Origin of the sequence: Streptomyces sp. NBC_01016, from assembly GCF_026341035.1 — a bacterium.
Taxonomy (GTDB): Bacteria; Actinomycetota; Actinomycetes; order Streptomycetales; family Streptomycetaceae; genus Streptomyces.
The window spans coordinates 2,792,342-2,809,313 of sequence record NZ_JAPEOQ010000002.1 but is presented as its reverse complement, the minus strand read 5'-3'; the positions used below and the strand labels follow the sequence as shown (position 1 = coordinate 2,809,313).

General features: G+C 69.6%; 15 protein-coding genes. 9 read left to right on the top strand and 6 right to left on the bottom strand.

Annotated features, from left to right (window positions below; all coding sequences use genetic code 11):
• The first annotated feature begins 82 nt into the window (after positions 1-82).
• The 3 genes from OG746_RS39565 (at position 83) to OG746_RS39555 (ending at position 3,327) form a co-directional block, all read left to right on the top strand.
• Positions 83-1,285, top strand: a complete 1,203-nt coding sequence (locus tag OG746_RS39565; RefSeq protein ID WP_266723546.1) for an IS110 family RNA-guided transposase — start codon at positions 83-85, stop codon at positions 1,283-1,285.
• Positions 1,286-1,422: 137 nt separating this feature from the next.
• Positions 1,423-2,343, top strand: coding sequence for a Vgb family protein (locus OG746_RS39560; protein WP_266723544.1), 921 nt, complete (start codon positions 1,423-1,425; stop codon positions 2,341-2,343).
• Positions 2,344-2,370: 27 nt separating this feature from the next.
• Positions 2,371-3,327: a GNAT family N-acetyltransferase gene (locus OG746_RS39555; RefSeq protein WP_266723542.1), complete on the top strand. Its 957-nt coding sequence runs from the start codon at positions 2,371-2,373 to the stop codon at positions 3,325-3,327.
• Positions 3,328-3,379: 52 nt separating this feature from the next.
• On the opposite strand, the gene OG746_RS39550 is transcribed toward OG746_RS39555, so the two are convergent.
• On the bottom strand, positions 3,380-3,976 hold the full coding sequence (locus OG746_RS39550) for a TetR/AcrR family transcriptional regulator (protein ID WP_266723540.1): 597 nt from the start codon (positions 3,974-3,976) through the stop codon (positions 3,380-3,382).
• A 95-nt stretch (positions 3,977-4,071) separates the two neighbouring features.
• Between OG746_RS39550 and OG746_RS39545 the strand changes: the two genes are divergently transcribed.
• The gene (locus OG746_RS39545) at positions 4,072-5,115 is read left to right on the top strand and encodes an NAD(P)-dependent alcohol dehydrogenase (RefSeq protein ID WP_266723538.1); all 1,044 of its coding nucleotides are present in this window, start codon (positions 4,072-4,074) and stop codon (positions 5,113-5,115) included.
• Between the two features lie 3 nt (positions 5,116-5,118).
• On the opposite strand, the gene OG746_RS39540 is transcribed toward OG746_RS39545, so the two are convergent.
• On the bottom strand, positions 5,119-5,646 hold the full coding sequence (locus OG746_RS39540; protein ID WP_266723536.1) for a GbsR/MarR family transcriptional regulator: 528 nt from the start codon (positions 5,644-5,646) through the stop codon (positions 5,119-5,121).
• Between the two features lie 122 nt (positions 5,647-5,768).
• On the opposite strand from OG746_RS39540, the gene OG746_RS39535 reads away from it, so the two are divergent.
• The 3 genes from OG746_RS39535 (at position 5,769) to OG746_RS39525 (ending at position 10,035) form a co-directional block, all read left to right on the top strand.
• On the top strand, positions 5,769-7,355 hold the full coding sequence (locus tag OG746_RS39535; protein WP_266723535.1) for a GMC family oxidoreductase: 1,587 nt from the start codon (positions 5,769-5,771) through the stop codon (positions 7,353-7,355).
• A gap of 104 nt (positions 7,356-7,459) precedes the next feature.
• Positions 7,460-8,908: an aldehyde dehydrogenase family protein gene (locus OG746_RS39530; protein ID WP_266723533.1), complete on the top strand. Its 1,449-nt coding sequence runs from the start codon at positions 7,460-7,462 to the stop codon at positions 8,906-8,908.
• Positions 8,905-10,035, top strand: a complete 1,131-nt coding sequence (locus tag OG746_RS39525; RefSeq protein ID WP_266723531.1) for a M20 family metallopeptidase — start codon at positions 8,905-8,907, stop codon at positions 10,033-10,035. The genes OG746_RS39530 and OG746_RS39525 overlap by 4 nt, the downstream gene beginning before the upstream one ends.
• Positions 10,036-10,093: 58 nt before the next feature.
• On the opposite strand, the gene OG746_RS39520 is transcribed toward OG746_RS39525, so the two are convergent.
• Positions 10,094-10,771, bottom strand: coding sequence for a GntR family transcriptional regulator (locus tag OG746_RS39520; protein WP_266723529.1), 678 nt, complete (start codon positions 10,769-10,771; stop codon positions 10,094-10,096).
• Positions 10,772-10,879: 108 nt separating this feature from the next.
• Between OG746_RS39520 and OG746_RS39515 the strand changes: the two genes are divergently transcribed.
• Complete coding sequence (locus tag OG746_RS39515) at positions 10,880-12,046, top strand: mandelate racemase/muconate lactonizing enzyme family protein (RefSeq protein ID WP_266723527.1); 1,167 nt, start codon at positions 10,880-10,882, stop codon at positions 12,044-12,046.
• Between the two features lie 78 nt (positions 12,047-12,124).
• A complete protein-coding gene (locus tag OG746_RS39510) occupies positions 12,125-13,468 on the top strand; it encodes a cation:dicarboxylate symporter family transporter (RefSeq protein ID WP_266723526.1) in 1,344 nt (447 codons plus the stop codon).
• 22 nt (positions 13,469-13,490) lie between these two features.
• Here the strand turns inward: OG746_RS39510 and OG746_RS39505 are convergent, their stop codons facing one another.
• The 3 genes from OG746_RS39505 to OG746_RS39495 form a co-directional block, all read right to left on the bottom strand.
• Complete coding sequence (locus OG746_RS39505) at positions 13,491-14,888, bottom strand: GH1 family beta-glucosidase (RefSeq protein WP_266723525.1); 1,398 nt, start codon at positions 14,886-14,888, stop codon at positions 13,491-13,493.
• 80 nt (positions 14,889-14,968) lie between these two features.
• The gene (locus tag OG746_RS39500; RefSeq protein ID WP_266723524.1) at positions 14,969-15,889 is read right to left on the bottom strand and encodes a carbohydrate ABC transporter permease; all 921 of its coding nucleotides are present in this window, start codon (positions 15,887-15,889) and stop codon (positions 14,969-14,971) included.
• A 16-nt stretch (positions 15,890-15,905) separates the two neighbouring features.
• Positions 15,906-16,940 carry a carbohydrate ABC transporter permease gene (locus tag OG746_RS39495; protein ID WP_266723523.1) on the bottom strand — a complete coding sequence of 345 codons (1,035 nt, stop codon included), beginning with the start codon at positions 16,938-16,940 and terminating at the stop codon, positions 15,906-15,908.
• Between the last annotated feature and the right edge of the window lie 32 nt (positions 16,941-16,972).

The window sequence follows — 16,972 nt, the reverse complement described above, 5'->3', positions numbered from 1 at the left end:
AGGTCGGGAGGCTCTTCGTAATGTGGATGTGGCGATCAGTGCCGTGGCGAGGCCGGGTGAACAGCACCGAAGGAACCATGACGTGATCGATACCAGCAGCATCGACGTCTACCTCGGACTGGACGTCGGCAAGGGCGAACACCACGCCACCGCACTCACCCCGACCGGCAAGAAGACCTTCGACCGACGGCTGCCCAACAGCGAGCCCAAACTCCGCGAGGTCTTCACCAAACTGCAGGCCAAGCACGGAACCGTCCTCGTCATCGTCGACCAGGTGGCCTCCATCGGAGCCCTGCCACTGGCCGTCGCCCGCGACCTGGGCTGCCACGTCGCCTACCTGCCCGGCCTGACCATGCGGCGGATCGCCGACCTCTATCCCGGCGAGGCCAAGACCGACGCGAAAGACGCGTTCATCATCGCCGACGCCGCCCGGGCCATGCCGCACACGCTGCGCTCGGTCGACCTCGACGACAACACGATCGCCGAACTCCAGATGATCGTCGGGTTCGACGACGACCTCGCCGCCGAGGCAAACCGCCTGGCCAACCGGCTCCGCGGCCTGTTCACCCAGATCCACCCACACCTCGAGCGGGTGATCGGCCCACGCATCCAGCATCCCGCGGTGCTCAGGCTATTGGATCAGTTCGGATCCCCAGCCCAGATCCGTAAGGCCGGACGCCGCCAGCTGATCACCTTGATCCGGCCGAAGGCACCGCGGATGGCCGAGCGACTGGTCGAGGACATCTTCGCCGCGCTCGACGAACAGACCGTCGTCGTTCCGGGCACCAACGCGGCCACGCTGATCGTCCCGAGCTTGGCCAACTCGCTCCAGGCCGTGCTCGACCAGCGCAAACTCCTGGCCCACCGGATCGAACAACTCCTGGAGGCACACCCTCTTTCCGAGGTCCTGATGTCCATGCCCGGCATAGGCATCAGGACCGGCGCCCGCATCCTCATCGACGTCGGTGACGGCACCAGCTTTCCCAGTGCCGCCCACCTCGCGGCCTACGCCGGCCTCGCCCCCGCGACCCGCAGCTCCGGGTCCTCGATCCGCGGCGAACATCCCTCACGCAGAGGAAACAAGCAGCTCAAACGCGCCTTCTTCCTCTCCGCTTTCGCAGCTCTGGCCGACCCTGCATCGCGGACCTATTACGACAAGAAGATCAGCCAGGGCAAGCACCACACCCAAGCCCTCCTCTGCCTCGCCCGCCGCCGAGCCGACGTCCTCTTCGCGATGCTCCGCGACGGCACCTACTACCAACCACCAACCCCGATCGCCCCTTGACCAGAGTCATAGGGACACCCCCCCCGGCCACCCGCCCCGTCCACAAGCCATCCGCTGCCTGCCCACGAGCGGGTCGTCCTCCTCGAGCCCAGCGACATCGAACGGCTCGACACCGCCGAAGGCCTGGAGCGGCAGCGGTGACCGCCCGGGGCGTCGAGGAGTACGCGGTGTCCGATCGCGACAGCGGTCCGTACGCGATCACCACGGGACCGGACGGCGCGCTGTGGTTCACCATGGTGCACAGCGGCAGGATCGGTCGGCTCGTGCCGGGACAGGAGCCGACCAGTCATCGGCTCGCCCCGGACAGCGGTCCGACGGTCATCTGCAACGGGCCGGACGGCGCACTGTGGTTCACCGAGTACCGGGCGCACCGGATCGGCCGGATCACGACGGCGGGCGGGGTGACGGAGTTCGCGCTGCCGACCGCGGAGTGCGGTCCCTTCGGTATCGCCGCGGGGCCGGACGGCGCACTGTGGTTCACCGAGACCGCCGCCGACCGCATCGGCCGCATCGCCACCGACGGAACGGTCACGGAGTACCCGCTGCCGCTCACCGGCGCGTTCCCCTCCGCGATCGCCGCGGCCGGGGACGCGATGTGGTTCACGATGAACCAGGCCAACGCCATCGGCCGCATCGGCATGGGCGGCGACATCACCGTCCACGAGCTGCCCACCGAGGCGGCCGCACCGGTGGGCATCGCCGTGGGCCCGGACGAAAGCGTCTGGTTCACCGAGATCGCGGCCGGTCAGATCGGCCGACGGGCGCCCGACGGCCGGATCACCGAGTACCCGCTGCCCGACCGCTCGTCCCGGCCGCACGCCGTCACCACCGACGCCGACGGCACGGCGTGGTTCACCGAGTGGGGCGGCAACCGCGTCGGCTCGATCACTTGCGAAGGCTCGGTCACCGTCCACGAGCTGCCCACGCCCGCCTCCGAGCCGCACGGGATCACGGTGGGCCCGGACGGTGCCCTGTGGACGGCCCTGGAGACGGGCGCGCTGGCCCGCGTCCTGCCCGGAACCCCGGCGTGCCCGCCACCACCACACACCGAGACCTGAACACTGTCCCCCTTCAAAGGAGTTGAAGTGAACCCGGCCCTGGCATCGGTGCATTACAGACCTCTGACCGGCCCCGAGGAGCTCGATCTCTTCTGCCGGCTCCCCTACGTCCTCGACCACGAACTGGCCGACGACTTCGACGGCGGCCGCCGTCGCCCGGAGTGGACCTGGGTGGCCCTGGACGGCGACCGTCTTCTTGCCCGGCTCGCCTGGTGGACGAGCCCGGGCGGTGATGCCCCGCTGCAGTTCGACTTCTTCGACGTCGACGACACGCTGCCACGGGCCGACCGCGACGAGATCGGCCTGCGCCTGTTCAGGACGGCGACGGCGGCCGTCTTCCCGGCGGGCGCGAAGCTGCCGGAGTACAGCCGCTTCGTCCCGCCCGACTGGCACGACGACCCCGCGGCCCGCGAGGTGGTCGAGTCCCGCACGCGCGTACTGGAGAGCACGGGCGCACGGCTGCTGGTCGAGCGGCTGCGCCTGCAGTGGACCCCGACGTCCCCGCTCCCGGAGTCCAAGGGGCGTCTCGTCTTCCGCCCGGTGGCCGACCGGGAGGACCTCCTCGCCCTGATGACCCCGGTCATGGAGGGCACCCTCGATACCCACGGCCAGGCGGACCTGGCGTCCGGGCTGAGTCGGCGCGAGGCGGCGGAACGGCATTACGACGAAGAGTTCGCCGGGTTCAAGAGCCCGCACGAATGGTGGCGCATCGCCGAACTCCCCGACGGCGGCGGCCCGGTGGGCTTCGTCGTCCCGGCGCGCAACAGCTACCACCCGATCATCGCGTACCTCGGTGTCCTGCCCGCACACCGCGGCAACGGCCACATCGACGAGATCCTCGCCGAGGGCACCCGCGTCCTGGCCGCCGAGGGCGTCGACCGGATCAGGGCATCGACGGACCTCGACAACGTCCCCATGGCGAAGTCCTTCGCCCGCGCCGGATACATCAACTTCGAACGCACCCTCAACCTGGTCTGGGACTGACGCCCCGAACCGTCGTGGCCCGCCCAGCTCTCCCGGCCCGGGGCTCGTGTACTCAGGCCCCCCGGTCCGGGGCCACGGCACGGCTCACACAGTCCCTGAGCAGGGCGCGCCGCTGGTCGTGCACGCTCGCGGGCTCCTCGGCGGAGGCTGCGTAGACGTTGCTCACCGGGGACCAGGCCATGGACATGGCGATGACCATGGCCATCACGTCGAAGGGATCCCCCTGCCTGATGCGCCCGGCGGCCTGCGCCTCCGCGATGGCGCGGAGTTTGTGGTCGTCGTAGTGGTCGTGGTCCGCCACGAGGTGCCCGGTCGGGCGGCGCTCCAGGCGCGCCCAGGTCGCGAGCCGGATCAGATCGGGGCGGCTGAGGTACTCGTCGTAGAGGCGCACCGCCCAGTCGGCGAGGTCCTCGGCGTCGATGGAGACGACATTGGTGATCCGCTCCAGTGAGGCGAAGAAGATCGCGTCGAAGAGCTGTTCCTTGTTGCCGAAGTAGCCATAGAGCTGCGCCTTGTTGGTGCGCGCGGCGGCGATGATCCGCTCGATGCGTGCACCGGCGATGCCGTACTCGGCGAATTCCTGTGTGGCGACGTCGACGATGCGCTGATACGTCGCCGCTCCGCGGCTGCTGGATGGCTGGTCGGGCATGCCTCGCACCGTAACAGACCGACTCGTCTGTTTGCTTCTCGACCCGTGTGCGCCTACCGTGAAACAGACCGAACAGTCTGTCTTAGGAGTTGGCGATGCGTTCCACGACCGGATGGCAGGCGGACGGCACGACGCGGACTCTGCGCCGTGCAGCACTGGAGCGCCGGGACCTGCGCCCGGACGACATCGCGGTGCGCATCGAGTACTGCGGTGTCTGCCATACGGACCTGCACGCGCTGGAGGCACACGGGAGCGACGCGAACGGCGTGCTCGTGCCCGGGCATGAGTTCACGGGCGTGGTGACCGAGGTCGGCGGCGCGGTCGCCGACTTCGCTCCGGGCGACCCCGTGGCCGTCGGCAACATCGTCGACTCGTGCGGAAAGTGCCGCATGTGCCAGGCGGGCCAGGAGAACTTCTGTCGTGAGTTCCCGACACTGACCTATGGCGGAGCCGACCGGCAGGACGGCTCGACCACATTGGGCGGGTACTCACGGGAGTACGTCGTGAGCCACCGCTTCGCCTACCGCCTGCCCGCGGGGCTCGACGCGGCCGCCACGGCTCCACTGCTCTGCGCGGGAGTCACCGTCTGGGAACCGTTGCAGGCGCTCGGCGTGGGACCTGGAAGTACCGTCGCCGTGGCCGGACTTGGCGGCCTGGGACACCTCGCGGTCAAGATGGCGGCCGCGCTCGGGGCCACGACCTCCGTCATCAGCCGGACCCCGGACAAGGCCGAGGAGGCGCGCGCCCTGGGGGCGCAGGGGTTCGTGGTGTCCACCGACCCGAAGCAGATGGAAGCGGTCCGCGACCGGTTCGATGTCGTCATCGACACCATCTCGGCGCCACACGACCTGGCCCCGTACCTGCGTGTGACCGCCATGGACGGCACGCTCAGCCACCTCGGACACCTCGGGCCTGTCACCGTGGACACCCTGGACCTGCTCATCGGCCGCAAGAAGCTCAGCTCCGCCGGCAGCGGTGGCCGCCCGTCCACCGCCGCCATGCTGCGCTTCTGCGCCGAACACGGCATCACCGCCGACATCGAGCTGCTGCCCTCGTCCCAAGTGAACACGGCTCTCGAACGCCTGGAGCGGAACGACGTCCGCTACCGGTTCGTGCTCGACATGTCCGACCTCGACTGACCGCTACCCGGCGTGCAGTTGACGGTATTCGTCCAGCAGGCGTCGCAGCTGCCGCACCATGAAGTCGTAGTAGGTGTGCATGTCGCGCAGCCGCGCCTGCTGGGCCTCCGGCATGCCAACTCCCCGCTCCTGCGCGGACTTTGCGAGTTCGAGCAGCTGCTCGGTCTGGGCGAGCTGGTGCTGGAGGCAGCCGCTCCACGCGTCGTCGCGCCATACGTAACCGGCTTGGCGCACGCCGGGCACCTTGACCCGTTCGACCGTGCCGTTCGCGATGAGCAGGCGGGTCATCTCCGACGTCGAACCCTTGCTGGCCCCCAGCGTCTCCTGGAGTTCCGACAGCGTCATGGGGGTGGGGCTGAGCATCAGGACCCCCGCCAGCCGTCCGGCTATCGGCGGCCATCCCATCGCGCGACCGATCCGCCGGCCGAAGTCCTCGACCAGCGGCCCGTCCGTCCCCACCGCTGAGGCCCCGTCGTCCATGGCCGAGGCCCCATCGCCCATGGCTGAGCCGTTGTCGGCGGCTGGCGGCACCGATCCTCCCCGTACGGAAAAAAGTGAAAATTCATTCTTGACTGAACTTTCCTTGTGCGTCAGATTACCAGCATCCGCGCAGGACTCACCGGTGCGGGACGCTCCCGCATCAAGGAGTCGAGATGGCACACGCACAGCACGAGACGGCACGGCATGTTCGCGACCTGATCGTCGTCGGCGCGGGCTCCGCGGGTGCGGCGATCGCCGCCCGCGCCGCCGCTCGCGGCCGACGGGTCCTCCTGCTGGAGGCGGGACCCGACTACCGCTCGGCGCAGATGCCGGAGGCGTGGCGCTCGCCCAACCCCGTAGTGGCGCTCATGGATCCCGCGGCCTCGGAACATCTCGTATGGACCGGCCTGAACTCCTCGCGCACCGAGAAGCAGCCGCAGGTCCCGTACTGGCGCGGCCGAGGCGTGGGCGGCAGTTCGTCCGTCAACGGCCAGATCGCGATCCGGCCGCCGATGGCGGACTTCGAGGAGTGGGCCCGGCTCGGCTGTACCGGATGGGCGCCCGACGACGTGCTGCCCTACTTCGCCAAGCTGGAGGACGACGACGCATTCGGCGACCAGCCGTACCACGGCCGCGGCGGACCGACCCCGATCCACCGGGCCCCGAAGGACGCCTGGGGAAGCGTCGACCGGGCCCTGGCCGACTCGGCCCTGGCGGCGGGGTTCGGCTGGGCGCCCGACGTCAACGCCCCTGGCGCCACCGGCGTTTCCCCCTACCCGATCAACTCCCGCGCCGCCCGCCGCGTCACCGTCAACGACGCCTACCTCGAACCGGCGCGTGACCTGCCCGGCCTCACCATCCGCGGCAACGCGCTGGTGGACACCGTCGTCTTCGACGACGACCGCGCGATCGGTGTGCGTGCGGTGATCGACGGAGCCCTCGTCACCGAGTACGCGGACGAGGTGGTCCTCAGCGCGGGAGTCATCCACTCCCCCGCGATCCTGCTGCGCTCGGGCATCGGCCCCGCCGAACAGCTGCGGGCGCTGGGCATCAAGGTGCGTCAGGACCTGCCGGTCGGTGTCGGTATGCAGGACCACGCGATGACGGTGCTCTCGCTGCCGTTGCGGGCCGAGGCCGCCATCAAGTCACCGCACGACCGGCACACCAACGTCTGCGTGCGCTGGTCCAGCCGGACGGGTACGCACTCCGACGACCTCATGTTCGTCTCGCTCAATCAGAACGTGCTGGCCATGGCCACGGCCAACACCCAGGCCCACGCAGGTGCCTTCGGTGTCTGGCTGAACCGGACCCACTCGCGCGGCGAGCTCACCCTGGTCTCCACCGACCCTTCGGTGCACCCGTACGTCGCCCAGCGGATGCTGTCCGACGAGCGCGATCTCGCCCCGATGAGGGAAGGTGTGCGCGCCCTCGTGGAGTTGAGCGGCAGCGCCGAGACGGCCGCCATCCTGGGCGGGTCGGTCGAAGAGGCGAACGGCCCGCTGTTCGCGGCCCTGGCGAACGACAGCAGCCTCGACGACCACCTGCTCTCCACGGTCATCGACGCCCAACACGGCACGAGCACCTGCCGGATGGGCGCGCCCGGCGCCGCCGGGACGGTCGTCGACCCGGCGTGCCGGGTGCAAGGTGTCCGGGGGCTGCGGGTCGTGGACGCCTCCATCTTCCCTTCCGTGCCCCGGGCCAACACCAATCTCGCCGCCATCATGACCGGCGAACTCATGGCGGACCGGCTCGACGTCTGACACATGTCGCCCCCGTCTCGTATCGAGACACCTGACACCGCCCCGTAAGCACAGACCCCCGCACAAAGCCCAGAGCCCCGCCCCGAACAGAAACGGCCACGCCCATGGAAACCCTCCAGAACCTCATCGGCGGCCGGTGGGAAGAACCGGTCGGCGAGGACGTCGTCGCCGTGGTCAACCCCGCCACCGAGGAAGCCATCGCGAACTTCCGCGCGGGCAACGCCGAAGACGTCGACCACGCCGTGGCCGCGGCGGGCGCCGCCCAGCGTGAGTGGGCCGCGCTCACCGTGGCGCGGCGCGTGGAGCGCATTCACGCCTGGGCCGACGCAATCGCCGCGCACGCCGCGGAACTTGCCGAGCTGGAATGCCGAGAGATGGGCAAACCGGTCGGCATCGGGCGCACTTTCGTGGACGGAGCGGTGGCCGGGCTGAAGGCCGCCGCGGACCAGGCGCTCACCTACCCGTTCAGCGAAACGGTGACCGGTCCGGGTCCTGAGAGTGAGCGGACCGACATCGTCCGCCACCCGCTCGGTGTCACCGCCGTCATCACCCCGTGGAACTTTCCCGTCGCCATGGTCCTCGGCGCCCTGGGCCCGCTGCTCGCCGCGGGGAACACCGTCGTGGTCAAGCCCTCCGAGCGGTCCCCTCTGTCCACGGTGCGGCTGTTCGAGCTGGCCGCCTCCTCCGGGCTGCCCCCAGGTGTGCTGAACCTGGTCCTGGGCGACGGCCGCACCGGCGCGGCGCTGGCGGAGCACGAAGACCTACGGCTCGTCCACTTCACCGGCTCGGTCGGGGCCGGCCGCGCCGTGGGGGCGGCGACCGGACAGCGTCTGAACCGCTGCGTGCTCGAACTCGGTGGCAAGGACCCCGTCGTGATCGACGCGGGAGTGGACCCGGTCGCCACCGCGCAGGCCGTGGCGTTCGGCGCGTTCATCAACACCGGTCAGATCTGCACCTCCATGGAGCGGATCTACGTCCATGAGCGCATCGCGGACGCGTTCGTCGAGGCCCTCGTCGCCGCGGCGCGGACCTTCACCATCGGCGACGGTCTCGACCCCGCCACGGTGCTCGGACCGCTCGTGGACGCGCGCCAACGCGACACCGTACGACGCCATGTCGAGGACGCCGTCGCCAAGGGCGCCACCGTGCGCACCGGCGGAGCCGTACCGGAACGTCGCGGCTACTTCTACCCGGCGACCGTGCTCACCGGAGTCGACGACACCATGCTCGTGATGACCGAGGAGACGTTCGGTCCCGTGGCACCCATATCCGTCGTGGCCGACTTCGAGGAAGGCCTCACCCGCGCGGCCGCATCGCGCTACGGCCTCGCCGCCACCGTGTACACCGACGACCCCGAGCACATCGCGGCAGCCGCACACCTTCCCGTAGGTGTCGTCTGGGTCAACCAGTGGCAGGGCGGCGGCCCCGAGCGGCTCTACGAACCCGCCCGCGACAGCGGCATGGGGGCCACCGGAGCGCGTGCCGCGTACGACGCCGCGACCCGGCCCGCCGCCGTGCACATCGCCGCCACCGCCCCGGCGGTCGCCCGATGACCGCCACGAAGCAGGCCGCGGCACAGCACATCCGAGCCGCGGCGGACGACCTGATCGCCCTGTCCCACCGCATCCACGCCCACCCGGAGTTGGCCTTCGAGGAGTACCTCGCCAGCCGATGGGTCGCCGACGCCCTCAGCGACGCGGGGTTCGAGGTCCGGCACGGGTACTGCGGGCTGCCGACCGCCGTGGAGGCAACGATCGGCACCGGGCCGACGCACATCGCGATCTGCGCGGAGTACGACGCCCTGCCCGACATCGGACACGCCTGCGGCCACAACATCATCGCCGCAGCGGCGGTCGGCGCCGGTATTGGACTCGCCCCCTTGGCGGACGACCTCGGCCTGACCGTACGGGTGTTGGGCACTCCCGCAGAGGAGGGAGGCGGCGGCAAGGTTCTGATGCTGGACAAGGGCGCCTTCGACGGCGTGCACGCGGCCATGATGGTGCATCCGGCCGCGGTCGAGATGGCGGCGATGCCCGGCCTGGCCGTCACCCAGTTCGATGTGACCTACAAAGGCAAGGCGGCGCACGCCGGTGCCTATCCCGAGCTGGGCATCAACGCGGCGGACGCCATGACCCTCGCCCAGATGGGCATCGGGCTGCTGCGCCAGCAGACGGCCGCATCCGATCGCATCCACGGCATCGTCACCCAGGCCGGCTCCGCCGCCAACATCATCCCCGACACCAGCCGCGGCCACTGGATCGTACGCAGCGACAGCCTGGACGCCCTGCGGCCCCTGGCGGAGCGGGTGCACCGGTGCTTCGAGGCCGGCGCGCTGGCCACCGGCTGCGACCTGTCCACCACGCCGGTCGGCCCCGACTACGCCGATCTCCGGCCGGACCAGGGCCTGTTGGACCTGTGGGTCGCCAACGCGACGGCGCTCGGCCGCCATTTCCCCGAACTGCCGAACAGTGTCGCGGGCGCCGCCACCGACATGGGGAACGTCTCCCATGTCGTGCCCACCATCCACCCCATGCTCGGACTCGACTGCGGCCCCGCGGTCAACCACCAACCGGAATTCACCGCCGCGTGCACCACACAGGCGGCGGACCGTGCCGTACTCGACGGGGCAACCGGCATGGCCTGGACGGCCATTGACGTCGCTCTGGCGTCCCGCCCGTAGGAACCCGTAGGAACAGTCGGGCGCGCGTCCGGGGCGCGCATCGCTCTCGTCCTACGAACTACGAACGGTTCTCGAGGTCCTCTAGAGCGCTGATCGCCGTGGCGGTCAGGCTGTTGGTGATGTGGTCGCGCATGAGTTGCGCGGCCTGGGCCGCCTGGCCGTCCACGATGAGGTCGACCAGACGCTGATGTTCCTCGAGGTCGCGGGTGCGCGGTTCGTCGCCGGGCGGCAGGTCGAGGCCGAGGCGGCGGTAGCGGTCGGACTTGTCCCACAGGTCGTCGAGCATCTTGATGAGCACGTCGTTGTGCGAGGCCCGGTAGAGCGTCTGATGGAAGACGCGGTGGGCGGTGAGGGCTTCCTCGCCCCACTTGCGCGTGACCGGGAGCAGGTCGGCGACGGCGGCCCGCATCGCGGCGATGTCGGTCTCGGTGCGGCGCGTGGCGGCGAGTTCGGCCGCGGTGGGGTCCAGAGAGAGGCGGACCTCGAAGAGCTGGCGGGCCTCGTCGGCGGTCATGGTCGACACCCGTACGTCGCGGTGGGTCTCGACGGTGAGCAGTCCCTCGCTGCTGAGGCGCCGGATGGCCTCGCGCAGCGGCGTGATGCTCATGTTGAGCGAGTCGGCGAGGTCGTACTGGGCGAGACGGGAGCCGGCCGGGAGGCTGCCGGTGAGGATCTGGTCGCGCAGTTCCGCGTAGGCGAGATCGCTCTTGCTGAGGAACGTGTTCTGGCTCGGCATGGCCTCTTGATCGGTCCCTTTCCCGAGGTCCCCCACCCCTTGACATCTCCCGGTGGCGCCGCCCACTCTAACAGCCGTCACATCTTATAAGTTACAAGAAAGGCCATCGTGAAGATCACCAACGTGTACGAGGGCGTCGTCCCGATCAGCTCCTCGATCCGCAACGCGTGGATCGACTTCTCCTCCATGGACTGCTCGATCGTCGCGATCGAGAGCGATGTCATCCGCGACGGGAAGCCGGTGGTGGGCTATGGCTTCAACTCCAACGGCCGTTACAGCGCGGGCGAGATCCTGCGCCGCCGGGTCCTGCCGCGCCTGATGGCGGCGGAGCCCGGGGACCTCCTGAACGAGGCCGGCGAGCTGGATCCCGCCAGGGCGTGGGAGCTGATGATGCGCAACGAGAAGCCCGGCGGGCACGGCGAGCGCTCGGTCGCCGTCGGCGTCGTGGACATGGCCCTGTTCGACCTGGCCGCGAAGATCGCAGGCCAGCCGCTGTACCGGTACCTGTCCGAGCGGCACGGCGACGGCGAGCCCGACGACTCGGTGTTCGTCTACGCGGCGGGCGGCTACTACGCCCCCGGCAAGACACTGACCGACCTCCAGGCCGAGATGCGCGGCTTCCTCGACCAGGGCTACGACGTCGTCAAGATGAAGATCGGCGGCGCCGACCTCGCCGAGGACCTGCGCCGCATCGAGGCCGTCATCGAGGTCCTGGACGGCGAAGGATCCCGCCTCGCCGTCGACGTCAACGGCCGCTTCGACCTGGCCACCGCCCTCGAGTACGGGCGGGCCATCGAGCCGTACGGACTGTTCTGGTACGAGGAGATCGGCGACCCGCTCGACTACCACCTCAACGCCACCGTCGCCGAGCACTACGCAGGCCCCATCGCCACCGGCGAGAACCTCTTCTCCCTCCAGGACGCCCGCAATCTGATCCGCTACGGCGGCATGCGCCCCGACCGCGACACCCTCCAGTTCGACCCGGCGCTCTCCTACGGACTGACCGAATACCTGCGCATCCAGGACATGTTGAAGCAGCACGGCTGGTCCTCGCGCCGCTGCGTCCCGCACGGCGGCCACCAGTTCTCGCTGCACATCGCGGCCGCCCTCAAGCTCGGCGGCAACGAGTCCTACCCGGGCGAGTTCCAGCCCACCGGCGGCTTCGCCGACGACGCCGTCGTGGAGAAGAGCCGCGTCGGCCTGACCGACATCCCCGGCATCGGCTTCGAGGGCAAGGCCGCCTTCCACAAGGTGCTGCGCGCCCTGCACAGCTGAGCCGTTCTCCACACATCACATCTCGAGGCACCAACGGGACAGGGCAACACACGATCGTCGTGCAAGGGAGCACCTACGATGACATCCACCGCCGTCACCGACCGCCCACCACGCTCCAGGATGAACCGGCTGCTGCGTGAGCTGTGGTTCCAGGTCGTCCTGGCCGCCGTTCTCGGCATCGCCGTGGGACTGTTCGCGCCGGGCGTGGGCGAGGAACTCAAGCCGCTCAACGACTGGTTCATCGCTCTGGTCAAGATGATCGTGGTCCCGGTCGTCTTCTGCGTGGTCACCACCGGCATCGCCTCCATGGACAACCTGCGCAAGGCCGGCAGGATCGGTGTGAAGGCGATCGGCTACTTCCTGGTGCTGTCCCTGGTGTCGATGCTGATCGGCCTTGTGGTCGCCAACGTCTTCCAGCCCGGTGCGGGGCTGCACGTCGATCCCTCCACGCTGCGCGCCGAGGACGTACCGGAGACGGCCACCGAACACGCCACCTTCACCGGCTTCATCTCGTCACTGATCCCCACCTCGCTCCTCGGGGCGATCACGGGTGACGCGATCCTGGCCGCGCTGATGGTCTCCATCGTCTTCGGCGTGGCCCTCAACATGGCCGGCGAGGACGGCGCCCCACTCACCCGAGGCATCAAGGCCCTGTCCGACGTGGTGTTCCGCATCGTCGGCTGGGTGATGCGCCTTGCCCCGCTGGGCACCTTCGGCGCCCTGGCCATGGTGGTCGCCACGTACGGCGCCGAGAGTCTCAAGCAACTCGCGTACCTGATCCTGCTGTTCACCGCGACGTGTGTCGTCTACGTCCTGGTCGTGCTCGGCGCCATCATGCGCGCCTGCCGGCTGAGCCTGTTCGGCCTCATGCGCTTCCTCAAGACCGAACTCCTCGTCGCGCTGAGCACCTGCTCCAGCGAGGCCGTACTGCCGCAACTGGTACGCAAGTTGGAGACCCTCGGCGTCGGGCGCCCGGTTGTCGGGATCGTCATTCCCTCCGGGTTCTCCTTCAACCTGGACGGCTCGGCCGTCTACCTCACGATGGCGTCGATGTTCCTCGCCCAGGCGATGGGCATCGACCTCTCCTGGCAGCAGCAACTCGTCATGGTCGGCGTCATGATGCTCACGAGCAAGGGCACCGCGGGCATCGCCGGCGGCGCGTTCATCGTCCTGGCCAGCACGGTCACCGCGGTCGGCCACATCCCGCTGGCCGCCCTCTCCCTGATCGTCGGCGTCGACCGCATCCTCAACGAGGGCCGCGTCTTCATCAACGTCCTCGGCAACGCGGTCGCCACCATCGTCATCGGCAAGTGGGAGAACGACTTCGACACGGCGCGGGCCCGGTCGGTGCTCCAACCCGGCAAGACACCGCCCCCGCCGCCCGCAGCCGTCGACACCACGAAGGTCGGCGCCGACGGCTGATCTCCCCGGCAGGGGCGGCGTGTCACACCGGAAGCGTCCCCGTCGCCGCCACCTTCGCGTACCAGTGGGCGCTGGCCTTGGGGGTACGGGTGCCGGTCGGGTAGTCGACGTGGACCATGCCGAAGCGCTTGCTGTAGCCGTAGCCCCACTCGAAGTTGTCCAGCAGTGACCACAGGAAGTAGCCGCGGACGTCGGCGCCGGCGGACATCGCGCGGTGCACGGCGGCCAGGTGGTCGCGGACGTAGGCGATGCGTTCCGGGTCGTTGACGTTGCCCTCGGGGTCCGCGTAGTCGTGGAACGCGGCGCCGTTCTCGGTGATCACCATGGGCAGGCCGGGGTGGTCGCCGCCGAGGCGGAGCAGGAGTTCCTCGAGGCCCGAGGCGTCGATCGTCCAGCCCATCGCGGTCCTGTCACCGGGCGTGGGGTGGAAGGCGACGCGGTCCGCGCCCACCCAGGGGCTGTGCGCGCTGGCGCCGTGGCCGTCGCTGCCGTGCGCCGGGTCGCCCTCGGAGACGAGGGTCGGCGAGTAGTAGTTGACGCCCAGGAAGTCCAATGGCTGGTGGATGTCTGCCAGATCGCCGTCCTGGACGAAGGACCAGTCGGTCAGCGGCGCGGTGTCCTTCAGCAGGTCCTCGGGGTACTCGCCGCGCAGCATGGGGCCGGTGAAGACCCGGTTGGCCAGCGCGTCGATGCGCCGGGCGGCGTCGGTGTCCCCGGGCGCGTCGGTCAGCGGGCGCACGTGATGCACGTTGAGTGTCACCGATACCTGGGCGGCCGGGCGCAGTTGTGACCGAAGCGCCTGCACGGCCAGGCCGTGGCCCAGGTTGAGGTGGTGGGCGGCGCGCAGGGCGGCGACCGGGTCGGTGCGGCCGGGGGCGTGCACGCCGGACGCGTAGCCGAGGAAGGCGCTGCACCAGGGCTCGTTGAGGGTGGTCCAGGTGTCGACGTGGTCACCAAGGCCCTCGGCGGCGAGGCTCGCGTACTCGGCGAAACGCTCGGCGGTCTCACGGGCCGGCCAGCCGCCCAGGTCCTCCAACTCCTGTGGCAGGTCCCAGTGGTAGAGCGTGGCGACCGGCTTGATGCCCTTCTCGCGCAGCGCGTCGGCGAGGCGTCGGTAGAAGTCGAGGCCCTTTTGCAGGGCCGGGCCGCGGCCTGTCGGCTGGATGCGCGGCCAGGCGAGCGAGAAGCGGTACGCCTTGACGCCGAGGTCGGCCATGATGTCGACGTCCTCGGCCCAGCGGTGGTAGTGGTCGCAGGCCATGTCGCCGGTGTCGCCGTTGAGGACCTTGCCGGGGGCGCGCGCGTAGGTGTCCCAGATGGACGGGGTGCGGCCGTCCTCCTGGGCTGCGCCCTCGATCTGGTACGAGGCGGTCGCCGTACCCCAGAGGAAGTCGGTGGGGAAGGTGAGCGCGGATGACATGGGACTCCTCCAGAGGAGAGCGAACAGCAGGATGTCGTACGGGAGTTGGGGGGCGGAGGCGGGGGCGGCGACGGAGCGGATCAGCCCTTGACGGCGCCCTGCATGATGCCGCCGACGATCTGCCGGCCGAAGACCACGAACATCGCGAGCAGCGGCAGCGTGCCGAGCAGCGCGCCCGCCATGATCAGGGACTGGTCGCGGACGTAGCCGGCGCTCAGCTGCGTGAGGGCCACGGGCACGGTCGGGTTGGTCATGTCGAGGGCGATGAACGGCCAGAAGAAGTCGTTCCAGGCGTGCACGAACGTGATCATGAAGATCACGGCCATGGGGGCGCGGGCGATCGGGAGCACGATGGACCAGAAGATCCGCAGTGAGTGCGCGCCGTCGACCCGGCCCGCCTCGACGAGCTCGTCGGGCAGTGCCTCGGCGAAGTACTGCCGCATGAAGAACACGCCGACCGCGCTGACCAGCGTGGGGAAGATGACCGACGGCAGCTGCTGGCCCCAGCCGAGGTCGCTCATCATCATGAACAGCGGGACCACGCCCAGTTGCGGCGGCACCATCATGGTGCCGATGACGACCATGAGGAGCGCGTTGCGACCCTTGAAGCGGAGCTTGGCGAAGGCGAATCCGGCGAGGGTCGCGAAGAGCACGGTGGACAGCGAGATGGCGCCGGCCACGATCAGCGAGTTCATCATCGCCTTGCCCATGGCGGCCTCGGTCCAGGCCCGGGAGAGGTTGCTGAAGAGGTTCGGTCCCGGCAGGAACGGGGGCGGGGTCCGCGAGATCCGGGCGCTGTCGCTGGAGGCCGCGACCAGCGTCCAGTAGAGCGGGAAGAGCGAGACCAGGGCGGTGAATCCGAGCAGGACGTAGGTGAGTGGCCCGGCGTGGTGCTGTTTGCCCGCGCCCTGCCTCAGGCGCCTGCGGCGGGCGGGAGCGGGGCGCTGGACGACGTCGCGGCCTCGGGCGCCGGTGCGGACCGGAGCGGTGTCGGTGGTCATGGTGTGACTCCCCCGGTCAGTGCGTGCGGTTGCGCAGGCGCGAGATGGCGCGCTGCAGGACGAAGACGAGGACGAGCAGTAGGAACATCGCCCAGGCCACGGTGGCCGCGCGGCCCATCTGGTAGTTCTTCCAGCCCTCTTCGTAGAGCAGCAGGCCGAGCGTCTGGTACTGGTTGTTGGTGCCACCGGTGACGCCGTTGGGGCCCTGGCCGAAGATCAGTGGCTCGCCGAAGAGCTGGGTGGCTCCGATCGTCGACAGGACGATGGTGAAGACGATCGTCGCCTTGATGCCGGGGACCGTGACGGTGAGGAACTGCTGCCAGCGGTTGGCGCCGTCGATGGCGGCGGCCTCGTAGCGCTCCAGCGGCACGGCCTGCATGGCGGCCAGGTAGAGCAGGGCGTTGTAGCCGGTCCAGCGCCAGATCACGATCGCGGAGATGGCGGTCTGGGAGGCACCGGTGGAGTTCTCCCAGTCGATCGGGTCGATGCCTATGAGGCCGAGACCCCAGTTGATCATGCCGAAGTCGCGCTGGAAGAGCATCGTGAAGACGAGCGCGGCGGCGCCGACCGAGGTGGCGTACGGGGTGATGGCGGCGACCCGGAAGAAGGTCGAGCCGCGCATCTTGTAGTTGAGCAGATGCGCCAGGCCGAGGGCCATGAGCAGCTGTGGAACGGTGGAGATCACTCCGATGGTGACGGTGTTGCGCAGCGCGTTCCAGAACCGCTCGTCGGTGAACAGTGCCGTGTAGTTGCCCAGGCCCCGCCACGTCATGACGTCGAAGGTGGACAGCTCGACCTGGTGGAGGGAGATCCAGGCGGTGTAGATCAGCGGGTAGAAGCTGAACGCGGCGAAGATGACGAAGAAGGGGGCGACGAACGCGTATGGCGCACCCTTCACATCGAGGCGGTGCAGGAACGGGATCTTCGAACGGGCCTTGTCCGAACGGGACTTGTTGCCGCCGTTCGGATCCGGCTTCGGGTTCGGCTTCGCGGGTGAGCCGTGTGTCGGGGGTGGCTCGGCGGACGAGCCGAGCTGGGTGGAGGCTGCCACCGGGGTCCTTCCATCGGGCGGGCAAGGCAGGC